General features: G+C 67.4%; 16 protein-coding genes. 9 read left to right on the forward strand and 7 right to left on the reverse strand.

Annotation, left to right across the window (positions count from 1 at the left end; all coding sequences use genetic code 11):
- Positions 1-34 precede the first annotated feature (34 nt).
- The gene (locus tag E6N53_RS19630; protein ID WP_136591906.1) at positions 35-214 is read left to right on the forward strand and encodes a DUF7836 family putative zinc-binding protein; all 180 of its coding nucleotides are present in this window, start codon (positions 35-37) and stop codon (positions 212-214) included.
- 2 nt (positions 215-216) lie between these two features.
- Here the strand turns inward: E6N53_RS19630 and E6N53_RS19635 are convergent, their stop codons facing one another.
- Positions 217-624: a translation initiation factor IF-2 subunit beta gene (locus E6N53_RS19635; RefSeq protein ID WP_142861118.1), complete on the reverse strand. Its 408-nt coding sequence runs from the start codon at positions 622-624 to the stop codon at positions 217-219.
- Between the two features lie 171 nt (positions 625-795).
- Here E6N53_RS19635 and E6N53_RS19640 point away from each other — a divergent pair, with 171 nt between their 5' ends.
- A complete protein-coding gene (locus E6N53_RS19640; protein ID WP_136591908.1) occupies positions 796-1,032 on the forward strand; it encodes a UPF0058 family protein in 237 nt (78 codons plus the stop codon).
- 99 nt (positions 1,033-1,131) lie between these two features.
- Here the strand turns inward: E6N53_RS19640 and E6N53_RS19645 are convergent, their stop codons facing one another.
- The 3 genes from E6N53_RS19645 to E6N53_RS19655 all read right to left on the reverse strand — a co-directional run bounded on the left by E6N53_RS19645 (position 1,132) and on the right by E6N53_RS19655 (position 4,155).
- The gene (locus E6N53_RS19645) at positions 1,132-1,602 is read right to left on the reverse strand and encodes a DUF555 domain-containing protein (protein WP_142861119.1); all 471 of its coding nucleotides are present in this window, start codon (positions 1,600-1,602) and stop codon (positions 1,132-1,134) included.
- Between the two features lie 23 nt (positions 1,603-1,625).
- The gene (locus E6N53_RS19650) at positions 1,626-2,588 is read right to left on the reverse strand and encodes a DNA-3-methyladenine glycosylase family protein (RefSeq protein ID WP_142861120.1); all 963 of its coding nucleotides are present in this window, start codon (positions 2,586-2,588) and stop codon (positions 1,626-1,628) included.
- 157 nt (positions 2,589-2,745) lie between these two features.
- Complete coding sequence (locus tag E6N53_RS19655) at positions 2,746-4,155, reverse strand: APC family permease (protein ID WP_142861121.1); 1,410 nt, start codon at positions 4,153-4,155, stop codon at positions 2,746-2,748.
- A gap of 91 nt (positions 4,156-4,246) precedes the next feature.
- Between E6N53_RS19655 and E6N53_RS19660 the strand changes: the two genes are divergently transcribed.
- Positions 4,247-4,681, forward strand: coding sequence for a DUF488 family protein (locus E6N53_RS19660; protein WP_142861122.1), 435 nt, complete (start codon positions 4,247-4,249; stop codon positions 4,679-4,681).
- A 10-nt stretch (positions 4,682-4,691) separates the two neighbouring features.
- On the opposite strand, the gene E6N53_RS19665 is transcribed toward E6N53_RS19660, so the two are convergent.
- Positions 4,692-5,645 carry a mechanosensitive ion channel family protein gene (locus E6N53_RS19665; protein WP_142861123.1) on the reverse strand — a complete coding sequence of 318 codons (954 nt, stop codon included), beginning with the start codon at positions 5,643-5,645 and terminating at the stop codon, positions 4,692-4,694.
- A gap of 151 nt (positions 5,646-5,796) precedes the next feature.
- Here E6N53_RS19665 and E6N53_RS19670 point away from each other — a divergent pair, with 151 nt between their 5' ends.
- A complete protein-coding gene (locus tag E6N53_RS19670; protein ID WP_142861124.1) occupies positions 5,797-6,057 on the forward strand; it encodes a hypothetical protein in 261 nt (86 codons plus the stop codon).
- 108 nt (positions 6,058-6,165) lie between these two features.
- On the opposite strand, the gene malQ is transcribed toward E6N53_RS19670, so the two are convergent.
- On the reverse strand, positions 6,166-7,635 hold the full coding sequence (gene malQ / locus E6N53_RS19675) for a 4-alpha-glucanotransferase (protein ID WP_136591915.1): 1,470 nt from the start codon (positions 7,633-7,635) through the stop codon (positions 6,166-6,168).
- Positions 7,636-7,797: 162 nt separating this feature from the next.
- Here malQ and E6N53_RS19680 point away from each other — a divergent pair, with 162 nt between their 5' ends.
- Both E6N53_RS19680 and E6N53_RS19685 read left to right on the forward strand, forming a co-directional pair.
- Positions 7,798-9,309: an ATPase domain-containing protein gene (locus E6N53_RS19680; protein WP_201741209.1), complete on the forward strand. Its 1,512-nt coding sequence runs from the start codon at positions 7,798-7,800 to the stop codon at positions 9,307-9,309.
- 45 nt (positions 9,310-9,354) lie between these two features.
- On the forward strand, positions 9,355-10,716 hold the full coding sequence (locus E6N53_RS19685) for a sensor histidine kinase (RefSeq protein WP_142861125.1): 1,362 nt from the start codon (positions 9,355-9,357) through the stop codon (positions 10,714-10,716).
- Positions 10,717-10,735: 19 nt separating this feature from the next.
- Here E6N53_RS19685 and E6N53_RS19690 read toward each other — a convergent pair whose 3' ends face one another.
- Positions 10,736-11,155 (reverse strand): VanZ family protein, encoded by a 420-nt coding sequence (locus E6N53_RS19690; protein ID WP_142861126.1) that lies wholly within the window; start codon positions 11,153-11,155, stop codon positions 10,736-10,738.
- A 156-nt stretch (positions 11,156-11,311) separates the two neighbouring features.
- Between E6N53_RS19690 and thrS the strand changes: the two genes are divergently transcribed.
- The 3 genes from thrS to E6N53_RS19705 are packed head-to-tail and all read left to right on the forward strand — an operon-like array spanning position 11,312 to position 14,752.
- Positions 11,312-13,237, forward strand: a complete 1,926-nt coding sequence (gene thrS / locus E6N53_RS19695; protein ID WP_142861127.1) for a threonine--tRNA ligase — start codon at positions 11,312-11,314, stop codon at positions 13,235-13,237.
- Between the two features lie 2 nt (positions 13,238-13,239).
- Positions 13,240-14,241, forward strand: coding sequence for a thymidylate synthase (gene thyA / locus E6N53_RS19700; RefSeq protein WP_136603371.1), 1,002 nt, complete (start codon positions 13,240-13,242; stop codon positions 14,239-14,241).
- A 1-nt stretch (position 14,242) separates the two neighbouring features.
- Entirely contained in the window at positions 14,243-14,752 is a 510-nt protein-coding gene (locus E6N53_RS19705; RefSeq protein WP_142861128.1) for a dihydrofolate reductase, read from the forward strand.
- Positions 14,753-14,769 lie beyond the last annotated feature (17 nt).

A 14,769-nucleotide genomic window follows, 5' to 3' on the forward strand; every position in this document is an offset into this window, starting at 1 on the left:
AGCTTTATCCACCCACACCGTGACATGGAGACCCATGGTTGAGGCCTTCGTGCGACTACTCTGTCCGGAGTGCAAGAAAGACTGGGAGACGAGGCCGGCCGAACTCCCCGGTCCACGCAACAACTTCTCCTGTCCGGGCTGTCACGCGACGCGGCGGTTGGCGGAGTTCATGCGGACGGAACACGACCTCAAGACGCTGAAGCAGTTACAGTAGTCTCAGGCGTCGGGAAGTGCCGACAGCGCCCCACACGCGTCACACTTCAGCATCGTCGCGCCGTTCTCGGTGACCAACCGCGTATCGGGGAGGCCACACTCCGGACAGCGGACGAACGCGTCGGCGTACGCCTCGAGCGCCGTCTGAACGCGCGACTGTTTGAACGAGCCGGTGAGCCGCGCCCGCCCCGCCTCGTCGATTTTCGCGGCCGTCCCGAGTTCCGACTGCAGGAACTTCAGCAGGTGGTCCGGTTCGCGACCGAGGCGGTCGGCGGTCGCCTGGAAGTTCTCGTAGACGGTGACGTTCCCCTCCGGCCGGACGGAGGCGTCCGGCACCTCGTCACGGGAGCCGGTCTCCTCGATGTCCGGCGAGCGCTCGAGCCCACGGTTGAGTGCGTCGTCGTAGTCCATACAGTGCGGCGTTGGAGCCGCTGACGACAAAACGTTCACGACCGGAAGACGGTGCACGTGTCAGCACGTTTTTTTAATGGTTTGTGACTCTCATGTTAACCGTCGCCGAAATGTATGTTAACGCGACTCAAGATAATAATATAATCCCTCGGTGGTAACGTGGGTTTGCTCATGAAGAAACAGGAGCTCATCCACCTGCACGGCCTACTGTCAGAGGTACATACGCAGATGGAGGCCTGGGAAGACGAAGAACTGGATATCTCGGAGTACGAGGCGATGGGAGTCCGTCCGACGTCGATTCACCGCTCGAAGACAGACCACAAGGCAGCCGTCTTCGAAATCGCCGCGGGAATCACCACAGCGATGCAGGAAGCAGAGACCGGCCGCGTGGCCCCGAAAGCCGACTGAACTACTTCTCGTAGTCCCCGCGACTCGCCTACTACCCAGAGAGCGACTGGTATGCGGTGTGCGCCAGGGTGACGGACTGACCGCGTAGCGCCGCGGCCCTCAGTTGTCCTCGACGAGGTCTTCGAACTCCGGGATGAGGTCGTCGTCACTCTCACCGTCGCCGTGGCCCGACTCGTCCTCTTCTGTCGGTGTTCGGCCGGAGTCCGCGTGCTCTGCCGTCTCGTTCTCTCCCTCCTCGGGAATCGGCTCGACGAGAAGCACCTGGAGCGGGATGTTGGTGAGTCGTTTCCCGATCTCCTTGCGCGCGATGCGGGCGGCGTGTTCTTCCTGTTCGACGTTGAACACGCGCATCTCCAGTTCGAGCGCGACGAGCGCCTCGTCGGCCGCGACGAACGCGGGCAGGAGCTCCTCCCCCGAGGGCGAGGTCCGCGACCCCATCTCGATTTCGACGTAGTTGAGGTCGGGGTTCAGCATCTCGCCCGTCTTCGAGATCGCGATACGGATCGCCTCGTCTTCCGTCTCGACGTCGTACACGGGGACCGCGGCCTCGACGACGACTCTGCAATCCATGTCCGATAGATGTCGCCCTGGATTCAAGAAGGTTCTCCCGGCGGCTCTGAGTCGCCGCCCGCGCGGAGATAGTAGAAGACGTACGTCTGTGCGTAACCCGCGTAGTCGCCGCCGAACCGCTCGCGGACGGCGCGCGACGTCTCGCGGTAGTTCTCCCGCTCGCAGTCGGGGTAGTGGTCGGCGATGGCGGTCTGAATCCACGTGTCGAGCGGGACGGCTTCGAGGAAGCCGAGCGAGAACAGAAGCACGCAGTCGGCCACCTTGTCGCCGACGCCGACGAACCGGGTGAGCGAGTCACGGGCCGCCTCGTAGTCGAGGCCGAGCGCCTCGGTCGGGTGGGCCTCGCCGTCGGCGACCATCGTCGCCGTCCGCTGGACGTACGGGGCGCGGTAGCCGAGCTTCAGTTCGCGGAGGTCGGACTCGGTCGCCGCCGCGAGCTGGGTCGGTGTCGGAAAGGCGTGGTACGTCTCGTCGCCGACCACCACCTCGTCGCCGTACTCGCGCGCCAAGCGCCGCTGCATCTCGTGAATGCGGGAGACCCGCATCTGCGCCGAACAGATGAACGAGACGAGACAGGCGAACGCCGGGTCGCGAACGAGTCGCATGCCTCGATACCGCTCGTAGGCCCGGCGGAGCAGCGGGAGGTCGGGCGTCGAAGCGAGGATGCGGTCGAGGTCGTCGTCGAGGCGGAGGAGGTGAGTCAGGATGGGCACCGCGTCGGTGGTCGACTCCCACGCGAGCTGTCCGTCCTGCTGCCGAACCCGAACGACGGCCTGTTCGTCGGAGACGCCGTCGATAGGGGGGACGACCGTCTCGTACCAGGCGTCGCCGCCGTGGGCGTGCAGCGAGTCGTACATCCGGCCGTCGGCGCGGTCCCACAGGTACGACTGCCCGCTCTCCAGCGTGGCCTGCAGGTCGAACGGGCCGACCTCGGAGAGCGGAATGACGCCAGTCTCGAACTCGCTCGTCGTGGACTCGCTACTCATCGACGAATGCGACGGACGCGAGCGGATTGTCGGTTTCGGTCCGCAGTCGACTGGCCAGCGAGAGCCTCACCGCGCGGCGCTCCCGCCGTCGTCGAGGCCCGTCCCTCCGTGTCGGCGACACGTCGGGGCACAGCGAGTGGAACGCCGGCGTGAGCGGTCAGAACCGCGTCAACGGCTCCAACTCGACACCGACCTCCGCTCTGTAGTCCCGGGCGGCGACGTACACCAGCACGCCGAGCGTCTCCCACCCGACGAGCGCCGGGACCGCACTCTCCAGCGGGCGACGGACGAGCGGGTCGGCGACCGGCCCGGTGAGGGTCGGACCCACGCGGGTGTAGCCGAGGACGACGACCGGGTCGAGAGTGAGTGCCTGCCAGAGCAACAGCGCTGTGAGCCCCGCGCCGCTCAGCCCACAGACCGCCAGCAGTCGGGGCGAGAGGCGGAACGCACACGCCCGATAGAGGTCGGGGTTCACGACAGGCAGCGCGGCCGTCGTCAGCCCGTGGGCGACGTAGAGGACGAGCAGGCCGGGGACGACGAGGAAGAGACCGACGAAGACGGCGTCGACGAAGACGAGGGTCCCGGCGAGACCGAAGACGACGAGGCTCGCGACGTCCGGCGCGCCGAAACGGTTCGTGTGCGCCAGCGGCGGCACCACCTCTCCGAGTCCGGCGAGCGTGCGGGTCGGTGCCCACGACAGGGCGACGAGCGCGGCGAGGGTGGCGAGGACGAGTCCGGGCGTGACGAGGGCGGTGGCAGCGACGTCGAGACCCGAGGCGGCCGCGTCGACGAAGGGGACGGTCGCGAAAATCATGCGCGCCCACGGGATGACGCCGAGCGTGACGAAGGCAATCAGCGTCACGAGCAGTCCCACCCCGGTGACCCCACCGAGCAGAGCCCGCGGAAGCGTCTCCCGCGGCGACTCCACCTCGCCGGCAAGGCCGACACACGCCTCGAACCCGACGAAGCCGAAGAGCGCGACGAGCGCTCCGCGCCCCAGCGACAACACCGGCTGGTCTCGCAGGACAGGTGTCGGCAAGAGCGGGACGAAGTTGCTCGGCACGACGACCGAGAGCGCCGCGGCCGCGAGCACGAGGACGAAGAGCGTGAACCCGCCCGACAGGAGCAGGCCGAGTCGACCGACGACGGCCGGCCCCGCGAGGTGGAGCGCGAGGAGACCGCCGAGCACCACGAGCGCGACCGTGTCCTGTGCGACGGGGAGAGCCAGCAGGCGGGCGAGATACTGCGCCAACAGCGCGAGGAGCGCGGCGTACGCGGCGGGTTTCGGCCAGACGGTGAAGAAGCCGACGGCGCGCGAGCGCCACGTCCGCGAGAGGTGCAGGTACGCGCCCGCGCTCCGGTCACCGAGCGGCCCCGAGAGGAACGTCGCGTATCCGACCGTCAGCGCGAGCGCGCCGGCCGTCGCGATGAGAAAGCCCACCGGTGTCATCGGTCCGGCGAGGGTCTCGACGCGCTCGGGGATGTACAGCGCGCCGACACCGAGCAACGCGCCGGTGACGACGGCGAGCGCGTGGGGAAGCGACAGCCGCCGGTGCCCGCCAGCCATTGGCGGGTCGAAGGCGTCCGGCGCGAAATAATCTCGGTTCGGCGGTCCGCGCGGCCGAAGAGTGAGGACCCTGGCTCCCGTAGTGAGAGTGATGTCCGTCGAGACCGCTCACGCACAGCGGGTCCGCGAGCGCGCCGTCGAGCGCGCGGCGACACAGGCGTCGGTCACCCCCGACACCCCGGTGTGGGTCGGCGTCGTCCGCTCACCACCAGGGTGGTTCCACCGACGCGTCGACGTCGCCCTGCCCGCGCTGGGGCTCTCGGTAGAGACGCACGAGACGCTCGTGCGCCGCCGTCGTGACCTGCGGATGCAGGGGCTCTGCGCGGAGGGAGCACACAACGCCGCGTGGGAGGAACTCGACGTCGACGAACACTACCGCGCCCACCTGTCGAGTGAGGACGCGCGGGAGGCCCTGGCGTCGCTCGCTGTGCGCAGGGAGCGCGAGCGTATCGTCCTCGCGACGGACCGCCAGCCGGGGTTCCGGTGTCACCGGGCCGTCCTCGCGTCGGTGCTCGCCGGCGACTGAGTCCCGGTGGCTACCGGTTTCTGCTCACGGGGAACTTCACGCGGTCGGGCTGTTCGTTGAACCGGTCCAGGATACGCTCGTAGAGGACGTTCCGGGTTCGTGCGCCGCGTCGGGGGTGGACGAGGTACCGGAGGCGGAGTTCGACCCACGACTCCGTCTGCACGACGTTCACCGTCGGTCCGTCCTGAACCTCGAGTTCGACTGCGGTCTCGGCGAGACGCTCGCGGTAGTCGGCAATCTCGCGGGCCATCGCGTCGCCGAGGTAGTCGTCGGCAACGTCGACCATCGTCTGCCGGGCGAACCGGAGGTCGGTCTCGAACGCCACCTGGACCGACAGTTCGTTCCAGACGTGGTCGACGAGCGTCGTGTAGTTGACGACCTGTGCGTTGAGGACGACGCTGTTGGGCACCGTCACGACCCGGCCGGAGGGCTGGTGGGTCGAGACGAGGTCGCCGTTGACCTCCCAGAGGGTCGTGACGAGGAAGTCTACCTCGATGACGTCGCCCTTCGAGTCCTCTATCTTCACCCGGTCCCCGACGGCGTAGGGGCGCTTCAGCATGATGTAGACCCAGCCCAGAAGCGAGAGGAGCGGCTGCTGGAGGGCGAAGGTGACGGCGAACCCGACGACACCGAGCGAGAGGAGGACGCCGACCCACTGCTCGGTGATGATACCGAGGACGGAGATGAGAGCGGTGCCGCCCAGGAAGAGTCGGAGGACGTTGCGGACGTCGTGGGCGCGGCGCTTCGTGAAGCGGGTCGAGAGCGCCCGGAAGACGATGACGTAGACGCCGTAGAAGCCGAGGACGGTCGCGACGACGAGCAGGACCTTCGTGAGCACCACGTTCCCCGGAAGGACCGTCGTCGGGAACGGGTCGGGGAAGGGGGCCGTCGCCTGGATGTACCCCGCGACGAGCGCGGCGAGGGCGGCGATGGCGAGCGCGGAGGAACCCAGTCGGCGCGTCACGGCGCGGAGGTTGTGTCGGCGGGGCAAAACAGTGTCGGCGACGACACCGGGAGTCGAGAACGAGTGGGGTGCTGCCGTGAGTCGCGGTACCGAGAGCCCGTGAAACACGGCTCTAGCGGCTCTTAAGCGCCTGGAGCCCCGAACGTCGGGTATGAACTGGAACGCGACGCTGGACCTCGTATACCTCGGGAGCGCCGTCGGGCTGGCGGTGCTCGCGGTCGGTGAACTGTTCGGCGTGAGTAGTGTGAGTCTCGTCGGTGTCGGCCTCTTCGTCGGGGCCGTCCTCGCCGGGTTCCCGGTGATGGCGACGCGACTCGTGAAGGGTACCCGCCGTGAGCTGAGCGCCTCGGCGCTCGACCTCGACTTCGCCTTCGCTCCGGCCGACACGACACCGAACCGAAAAGGGCAGTAGTCGGCCAGAACGGACTGGAGGCAGGAGCGCCCGTCACGGTGGACGCCTCGCCGAACCGACCCGGACCGAGTCGTCCCGACCGTGTCGTGCTCGCGACACAGCGCCCGCTCAGCGGATGTAGATGTCGGTGAGGCTCGCGAGCTCGTCGGCGATGCCGTCTTCGAATCCCTCGCGGGTGACGCGCCAGCCCCAGTTGCCTTCTGCGGTTCCGGGTGTGTTGAACCGGGCGTGTGAGTCCAGTCCGAGGAGGTCCTGCATCGTGGTGAAGGCCATCACCGCCTCGGAGTTCCAGACGGCCTCGATCATCGACCAGTGGATGTTCGAGCCGTCGACGCCGAGGTTGTAGTGGAGGCAGTCCTTCTGGCGCTGTCCGAGGTCCTGGTAGTAGCCGACGATGGTGTCGGTGTCGTGCGTCGAGGTGTAGCCGACGACGTTGTCGGGGTAGTGCATGGGCTGATACATGTGTCCGCCTTCGCACCAGTCGGCGTACTGCGGGACGCGCATCCCGGGGAACTCGAACCGGTCGCGGAGGTCGACGAGCCCCTCGTCGAGGAAGCCGAGGTCCTCGACGATGAAGGGGAGTTCGCCGAGTTCGCGTTCGACCGTCTCGAAGAAGTCGTGGCCGGGCGCGTCCACCCACTCACCGTCGCCGGCCCAGTCCGAGTGCGCGTCGATGGCCCAGTACTCGTCGAAGCCCTTGAAGTGGTCGATGCGGGTGATGTCGACGAGGTCGAACAGCCGTTTCAACCGAGCGAGCCACCAGTCGTAGCCGTTCTCGCGGAGACGGTCCCAGTCGTAGAGCGGGTTCCCCCAGCGCTGGCCGTCGTCCTGGGGGTTCGGCGGGACGCCCGCGACCACGGTAGGCTCGTTGTTCTCGTCGAGACGGAAGGCGTCGGGGGCGGTCCAGACGTCGGCGCTGTCGAGGGCGACGTAGATCGGCAGGTCACCGACCAGCTGGATACCGCGTTCGGCGGCGTACTCGCGGACCGCCTTCCACTGGCGGTCGAAGACGTACTGGACGAACCGCCGGAAGGCGACCTCCTCCGAGAGTTCGTCACGGTATCGGTCGAGCGCGTCGGGGTCGCGCGTCTTCACCTCGTGGGGCCACGTCGTCCAGAGCGCGCCCTCGAACTCGTGTTTGAGCGCCATGAAGAGCGCGTACCCGTCGAGCCAGGAGGCCTCGCGCTCGCAGAAGTCGTGGTACTCGTCGGTGGGCTCGAACCGCTCGAACGCCGTGTGGAGGCGGTCGCGCTTGAACGACGCGACGTGGTCGTAGTCGACGTGGTGGGCGTCGAACTCCTCGCCTTCGAGTTCGGCCTCGGTGAGGAGGCCGCGGTCGACGAGACGGTCGAGGCTGATGAGAAGCGGGTTGCCGGCGAACGCGGAGAACGACTGGTACGGCGAGTTGCCGTGGGCCTGCGAGATGGGCCCGAGCGGACAGAACTGCCAGAGCGACTGATTTGCGCGGTCGAGGAAGTCGAGGAAATCACGCGCCCCCTGTCCGAGGTCACCGATACCGTGTGGGCCGGGGAGCGACGTGACGTGCATGAACACGCCGCCCTGACGCTGGAATCGCATACGCGCCGGTTCGATAGCGGGACACATTAAGCGTAGGGCTTCGGCGGACGCGCGAAACGGGGCGTTGCCGACGTCTGGTGCGGTGCTGTCTGTCAGCTGTACTCTCTGGTGGTCGTGAGAAACAGTATTGACCTCTGGTTGAGAGTGTCCAGCACGAATCAAATGGCTGAACCTCCATCACGCAGCGGGAACGACGTCGGGTCGGGCGACGAGGGAAGCCACCCCGAGGCTGAGCGCCTCTCGAGCGGCATCAGCGGACTCGACACGGTCCTCGGCGGGGGGTTCCTCACGGGATATCACTATCTGATTCGCGGCACGCCCGGGGCCGGCAAGACGGTGTTGGGCTGGCACTTCCTGACCGCCGGTGGCCGCGGGGACGCCCTCTACGTGACGTTCGAGGAACGACCCGAGAAGATTCGGCGAAACGCCGCGTCGTTGGGGCTCGACCTCGACGGCGTCACCATCTTGGATTTGAGCCCCGAGGCGCGGTCGGTCGCCGAAGGCGGCAGCTACGACGTGTTCGCCCCCTCCGCGGTCGAGTACGAGGCGCTGACCGCACGCGTCCAGACGCAGGTCGAAGCCGACCCGCCGAGTCGGGTGCTGCTCGACCCGGTGACACAGCTACGGTATCTCGCCCCGGACGAGTATCAGTTCCGGCGCGAACTCCTCTCGCTGATGGACCTGTTGACGGGGCGGGGCGAGACGGTCCTCTTCACCTCCCAGACGAGCCCCGAGACGCCCGACGACGACCTGCAGTTCATGAGCGACGGGATTCTCGAGTTGCGCCGCCCGAACGGCGGGCGGGTCCTCGACGTACCGAAGTTCCGCGGTGCCGAGGTCACCGCGGGCCCGCACGCGGTCCGCGTCGACCAGGGAGGCATGTCCGTCTACCCGCGTGTCGTCCCCGAACGCGACGGACGGCCGTTCACCCGGCGGCTCACCTCCTCCGGCGTCCCGGCTCTCGACGACCTGCTGCACGGGGGTATCGAACTGGGAACGACGACGCTCTTCAGCGGGCCGACGGGCATCGGGAAGACGACTGTCAGTGCGCTCTTTCTGATCGAGGCGGCCAGGCGCGGGCATCACTCCGTCCTGTACCACCTCGAAGAGAAACCGGAGACGTTCATCGAGCGCTGTGCGGCTATCGACACACCCGTGACGGAGTTGCTCGACGACGGGACGCTGGAGGTGGTCAGCGTGACGCCCTCGCTGTTGACGGTCGGCGAGTTCCTCGGACAGGTCCAGAGCGACGTCACGGACGACACGACGTTCGTGATGATCGACGGCGTCCAAGGGTTCGAGAAACTCACCAACCTCTCCGAGGAGCGCGAGGAGTTGTCGGCGCTCCGCAGTTATCTGACCGCCCGTGGAGTCACCGTCGTGTTGACCGACGAGATGCCGAACATCACGGGCGACTTCCGCCCGACGAAGTCGGGCGAGACGGCCATCGCGGACAACATCGTCTTCATGCGGTATCTCGAGTTCAACGGCGAGATACACCGCGCCATCGGCGTGTTGAAGAAACGGACGAGCGACTTCGAGCACCGACTGCGACGGTTCGAGATAACCGAGGAGGGAATCCGCGTCGGCGACCCACTCACCGGGCTCTCTGGCGTGCTGACCGGCGACCCGCAGTGGGTCGGCACCGACCCGGAGCGGGAGGGCGCGTTGTGAGAGACGTCCCCGCACGGGTCGCTCGGGAGCGACCCCGACAGGGGCGTGAGTCGAGCCACCCGTCGGAGCACGGGCGTCGGTAACGTCATGTGGGAGTCACCCGACACCGCCGGGACGAGTGACACCACGAGAGAGGCGTCTCCGAACAGCGGTGACGGGACGTTCCTGCCGCCGGTGGCCGTCACGTCGCCACACCGAGTTCTGCTCTTGATCGCTCACCGTCGCAACAGGACGCTCCTCCTCGACTGGTTCGCGAAGCAGTCCACGTACGACGCGCTCGATGGCATCGCCATCCTCGACGGGAGTGAGCGAACGGGGCGAGACGACGACACGCCGACCGAGCGGACGACCGATTCCCCGACGGGTCCGGGGACGGAGCGGGCGGCGACGAACCGAGGGGCCGCGGCTGGCTCGCGGGCGTGTGACCGCGGATTCGACGGGCTCGAATCGGAGGCCATCGACGTCGTGCTCGTCGACGCGTCAGCGCTCGAGCGGTACGAGACGTGGGTCAGGCGCCGGCTCGAACTCGAACGGCCGCTGCCGCTCCCGTGTCTGTTGCTCGCCGGGGAATCGACGACGCGGCAACTCTTCTCGTCGAACGCCCCCCACGGCTGGCGCACGCTCGTCGACGACGTCGTCGCGACGCCCGTCGACCCCGCGTTACTCGACCGGCGACTCCGCGCGTATCTCAGCCTCCGGGAGATGGCCGCAGAGCTAGAGCGGCGTCACGACCAGCTCTCGTTGCTCGCGCAGGTCGTCAGACACGACATCGCGAACGCCGCGACGGTCGTCACGGGCTGGGGCGAACTGTTGCGTGGGGACGTCAGCCCCGCGGGCGTCGAGGCGCTCGAACGCGTCCTTCGCGGCGGACAGCGCATCACCGAACTCGTCGAGAACAGCCGCGACCTGACGATGCTCATCGACGCCGGCCACGACCTCGAGACCGAGGCGATGCTCCTGGGGCCGATCCTCCGCGTGGAGGTCGACAACGTCCGGCGTATCCACGGTTCGACGATGAAGGCCGTGACGGTCGACCTCGTGTCGCCGCTTCCGGCGGTCGAGGTCGTGGCTGGCGGGATGCTCCCTTCGGTGTTCGCGAACCTGCTCTCGAACGCGGTCCGGCACAACGACGCCGACGCCGTCGAGATCGGCGTCACCGTCGACGTCGAACCGGACGAGGTCGTGGTCCGCGTGACCGACAACGGGCCCGGCATCCCCGACGACCAGAAAGAGCGCGTGTTCGAGCCGGCGACGAAACGCGGCGACAGTCCCGGTGACGGCCTCGGTCTCTCGCTCGTCAAGCGCCTCGTCGAATCGTACGGCGGGCGCGTCTGGTTCGAGGACGCCTCCGGTGGCGGGGTCGTCGCCTGCGTCGCGCTCTGTCGGGTCACGTCGTCGCCCCCCTGACAGTGTGCTCGTCACGACCTCACTCGAACGGACCGATACGTCGACGTCGAGCGGTGACCCACGTGCCGGTGACGGCACCGACGACCGCGCCGACCGTGTTCGCGACGATGTCACCGCCCGAGGCCGTCCGTCCGGGGACGAGCGACTGGACTGCCTCGATGCCCGCGCCGAACGCCGCGACGGCGAGGACGACGGCGACGAGGCCGACGACGCCGAACGTCACCCGTCGCGGCCGCCCGTCCAGCACCGCCAGCCCGGCGATGACGGCGTAGCTGGCGGCGTGGACCCACTTGTCGGCACCGACGCCGAGCGGGCCGGCGAGCGCGACGTCCCCGCCGGTGGTCGGCAGGGGGAGCACGGAACCGACGAAGACGACGGCGGCGGCCGCGACGAGGAGTGTCCCGAGGGCGTGCCGGCGCTCGCCGAGGAGGGACTTCATGGTTGGAATACGGTCGGTGAGGTATAAATCGTCGACGCTTGCGTGAAGTACTCACGCACGCCCTCGTGTCCGAGAGAAGCTGTCGCTGGGCGCGGAGCCGGCCGTCGCGCGCCCGTTCCAACAACACTTAATCTCCGGCCTCGTTTTCTGCGACGTATGAGTGATATCGTGGTGACCCTCCCGGACGGTTCCGAACTGGAACTGGAGGAGGGGTCGACGGTGCAGGACGCCGCGTACGCCATCGGGCCGGGTCTCGGCAAAGACACCGTCGCGGGCGTGGTCGACGGCGACCTGGTGGACAGGGCGGACGAACTGCACGACGGTGCGCGGCTCGTCATCGTCACCGACCAGTCCGACGAGTACCGACGGGTACTCCGACACTCCGCCGCGCACGTCTTCGCGCAGGCGCTCCAGCGGGTGTACCCCGAGGCGAAACTCGCCATCGGGCCGCCTACGGACGACGGCTTCTACTACGACGTCACGGGCGTCGACCTCGACGAGGACGACTTCGACGAGATCGAAGCGGAGATGCAGGCCATCGTCGACGCCGACTACGACATCGAACGCGTCGAGCGCTCCCGCGAGGAGGCGCTCGAACTCTACGCGGACAACCCCTACAAACAGGACATCCTCGAGACTGAAGCGGCCGGCGACGAGGAGCTCTCGTTCTACGTGCAGGACGACTGGCAGGACCTCTGTAAGGGCCCACACGTGGAGTCGACGGGCGAAATCGGTGCGTTCCGGCTGCTCAACATCTCCTCGGCGTACTGGCGCGGCGACGAGGAAAACGAACAGCTCACGCGCGTGTACGGGACGGCCTTCGAGAGCGAGTCCGAGTTAGCGGAGTTCCTCCAGATGCGCGAGGAAGCGAAGGAGCGCGACCACCGCAAGATCGGCCAGGAGCTCGACCTCTTCTCCATCGCCGAGGTCACGGGGCCCGGACTTCCCCTCTATCACCCCAACGGCAAGCGGGTTCTCAACGCGCTGTCGAACTACGCCGAGGAACTCAACCTCGACTCCGGCTACGACCCCGTCGAGACGCCCCACCTGTTCCGAACGGAGTTGTGGAAGCAGTCGGGTCACTACGACAACTACGTCGACGACATGTTCCTCCTCGACGTCAACGACGAGGAGTACGGGTTGAAGCCGATGAACTGCCCGGGCCACGCCACCATCTTCGCGCAGAAGAACTGGAGCTACCGCGACCTGCCGGTTCGGTACTTCGAGGACGGGAAGGTGTACCGGAAAGAACAGCGCGGCGAACTGTCGGGGCTCTCGCGCGTGTGGGCGTTCACCATCGACGACGGCCACATCTTCTGTCGCCCCGACCAGATCGAAGACGAGATCAACCTCATCATCGACTCCATCCTGACGGTCTTCGACACGTTCGACCTCGACTACGAGGTGGCGCTGGCGACCCGCCCCGACAAGAGTGTGGGAAGCGACGAAATCTGGGAGCACGCGGAGGCCCAGTTAGAGTCAGTCCTCGACGCCCAGGGGATGGACTACAAACTCGAAGCCGGCGACGGTGCCTTCTACGGCCCGAAGATCGACTTCGCGTTCGAGGACGCCCTCGGGCGGAAGTGGGACGGCCCGACGGTCCAACTCGACTTCAACATGCCCGAGCGGTTCGACCTCTCGTACACCGGAGAGGACAACGAGGAGCACCAGCCGGTGATGATTCACCGTGCCCTGTACGGGAGCTACGAGCGATTCTTGATGTTGCTCACCGAGCACTTCAACGGGAAGTTCCCGTTCTGGCTCGCACCCGAACAGGTCCGCATCCTGCCTATCAGTGACGACCAGTTAGGCTACGCCAAGCAGATTAAGAACCGCTACCTCGGCGACTTCCGGGTCGACATCGAAGAGCGCTCGTGGACGCTGGGGCGGAAAATCAGGGAGGCCCAGGAGGACCGTGTCCCGTACATGGTCATCGTCGGCGGTGACGAGGAAGCAGCGGGCACCATCTCCGTCCGAGATAGAAAAGAGCGCGAACGAAAGGACGTCTCGGTCGAGGCGTTCTGCGACCACCTCCGCGAGGAGGAGTCCGAAAAACGGACCGACCCGGACTTCCTCGCCTGAGCATGCAGCAGTATCTCGACCTCGTCGACGACGTGCTCGCGTCGGGCACGTACAAGCCCAATCGTACGGGCGTCGACACCATCGCCGGCTTCAGCACGCACTACACGGTCGACCTCTCGGAGGGGTTCCCGCTCCTCACGACGAAGGACCTCTCGGGGTTCCGCTGGAACTCGCTCGTCCACGAGGTGTTGTGGTACCTCTCGGGCGAGGAGCACATCCGCTCGCTGCGAGAGGAGACGGGTATCTGGGACGCCTGGGCCGACGAGGAGGGGAGACTGGACACCGCCTACGGTCGGTTCTGGCGGCGCTTTCCCGTGCCCGACGAGTCACAACAACTCCCCGGGGAGTCGTGGCCGGACGACGCTCACCGCTGGGTCAGTGAGGGAGCGTTCGACCAGATACAGTACGTCCTCGACACGCTGGAAGAGAACCCGAACTCCCGCCGGATGGTCGTCAACGCGTGGCACCCCGCGAACGCCGCCGTCTCGACGCTGCCGCCGTGTCACTACACGTTCGTCTTCAACGTCCAGGGGGGCAAGCTGAACTGCCATCTCACCCAGCGAAGCGGTGACATCGCCCTCGGCGTCCCATTCAACATCGCCGCGTACGCGATGCTCGCGCAGGCCGTCGCCGCACAGACCGGATTCGAACTCGGACAGTTCGGGCACACCATCGTCGACGCCCACGTCTACTGCGGGACGGGACAGAGAGGCGACTGGTACGCCGACAACCTCGACCGCTTGCAGTCGCGGCTGGCGGCCGTCGGCTCGAAGGCGGAGTACCGCGACGTCCGCGAGTGGCTCGAGTCGGCGGCCCCACCGGAAGCGGCGGACGAAGAGCGGTACGACCACGTGCCCGGGCTCCTCGAACAGTGCTCGCGCGAGCCGGGCCCGAAGCCGACGCTCGACATCGCCGAGAAGCCGCTGGACGACCTGACGTTCGACGACATCGTCCTCAGCGGGTACGAGCCCGACGCCGGCATCCGTTTCGCGGTGGCCGAGTGAGATGAGCGAGAGCGACGTCGAGTACGTCCTCGTCGCGGCCGTCGCGGCGAACGGCGTCATCGGTCGGGAAGGCGAGATGCCGTGGCACCTCCCCGCGGACCTCCGACATTTCAAGGAGACGACGACGGGTCACCCGGTCGTGATGGGACGGCGCACCTACGAGTCCATCGCGGCGCAGCTCGGCGGGCCACTCCCCGACCGCCACAGCGTCGTCCTCTCCTCGCATGACCTCGACCTGCCCGCGGGGGCTACAGTCGTCGGCTCCGTCGAGGCGGCACGCCGCGCGGCCACGGACGCCGCAGCGCGGATGGGCGTCGAGACGGTGTACGTCGTCGGCGGTGCCACCGTCTACGAGCAGTTCCTCCCGGACGCGGACCGACTCGTCCTCACCGAACTCCGCGAGGCGTACGAGGGCGACACCACCTTTCCGGCGTACGACGAGGACGGGTGGGCCGAGGTCGAACGCGAGTCGCACGACGGCTTCGACTTCGTGACGTACGAGCGCGCCTGAGAGGCGTCGCCCCGGAC

Source organism: Salinigranum halophilum (assembly GCF_007004735.1).
In the GTDB taxonomy this organism is placed as follows: Archaea; Halobacteriota; Halobacteria; order Halobacteriales; family Haloferacaceae; genus Salinigranum; species Salinigranum halophilum.

Excerpts from the sequence above, each read along its gene's own strand:
- E6N53_RS19660 (WP_142861122.1), top strand. The coding sequence starts at position 4,247 with ATGTCCGTCGAGACCGCTCACGCACAGCGGGTCCGCGAGCGCGCCGTC.
- E6N53_RS19630 (WP_136591906.1), top strand. The coding sequence starts at position 35 with ATGGTTGAGGCCTTCGTGCGACTACTCTGTCCGGAGTGCAAGAAAGAC.
- E6N53_RS19680 (WP_201741209.1), top strand. The coding sequence starts at position 7,798 with ATGGCTGAACCTCCATCACGCAGCGGGAACGACGTCGGGTCGGGCGAC.
- E6N53_RS19690 (WP_142861126.1), bottom strand. The coding sequence starts at position 11,155 with ATGAAGTCCCTCCTCGGCGAGCGCCGGCACGCCCTCGGGACACTCCTC.
- E6N53_RS19670 (WP_142861124.1), top strand. The coding sequence starts at position 5,797 with ATGAACTGGAACGCGACGCTGGACCTCGTATACCTCGGGAGCGCCGTC.
- malQ (WP_136591915.1), bottom strand. The coding sequence starts at position 7,635 with ATGCGATTCCAGCGTCAGGGCGGCGTGTTCATGCACGTCACGTCGCTC.
- thyA (WP_136603371.1), top strand. The coding sequence starts at position 13,240 with ATGCAGCAGTATCTCGACCTCGTCGACGACGTGCTCGCGTCGGGCACG.
- E6N53_RS19645 (WP_142861119.1), bottom strand. The coding sequence starts at position 1,602 with ATGGATTGCAGAGTCGTCGTCGAGGCCGCGGTCCCCGTGTACGACGTC.
- thrS (WP_142861127.1), top strand. The coding sequence starts at position 11,312 with ATGAGTGATATCGTGGTGACCCTCCCGGACGGTTCCGAACTGGAACTG.
- E6N53_RS19655 (WP_142861121.1), bottom strand. The coding sequence starts at position 4,155 with ATGGCTGGCGGGCACCGGCGGCTGTCGCTTCCCCACGCGCTCGCCGTC.
- E6N53_RS19635 (WP_142861118.1), bottom strand. The coding sequence starts at position 624 with ATGGACTACGACGACGCACTCAACCGTGGGCTCGAGCGCTCGCCGGAC.
- E6N53_RS19705 (WP_142861128.1), top strand. The coding sequence starts at position 14,243 with ATGAGCGAGAGCGACGTCGAGTACGTCCTCGTCGCGGCCGTCGCGGCG.
- E6N53_RS19640 (WP_136591908.1), top strand. The coding sequence starts at position 796 with ATGAAGAAACAGGAGCTCATCCACCTGCACGGCCTACTGTCAGAGGTA.
- E6N53_RS19650 (WP_142861120.1), bottom strand. The coding sequence starts at position 2,588 with ATGAGTAGCGAGTCCACGACGAGCGAGTTCGAGACTGGCGTCATTCCG.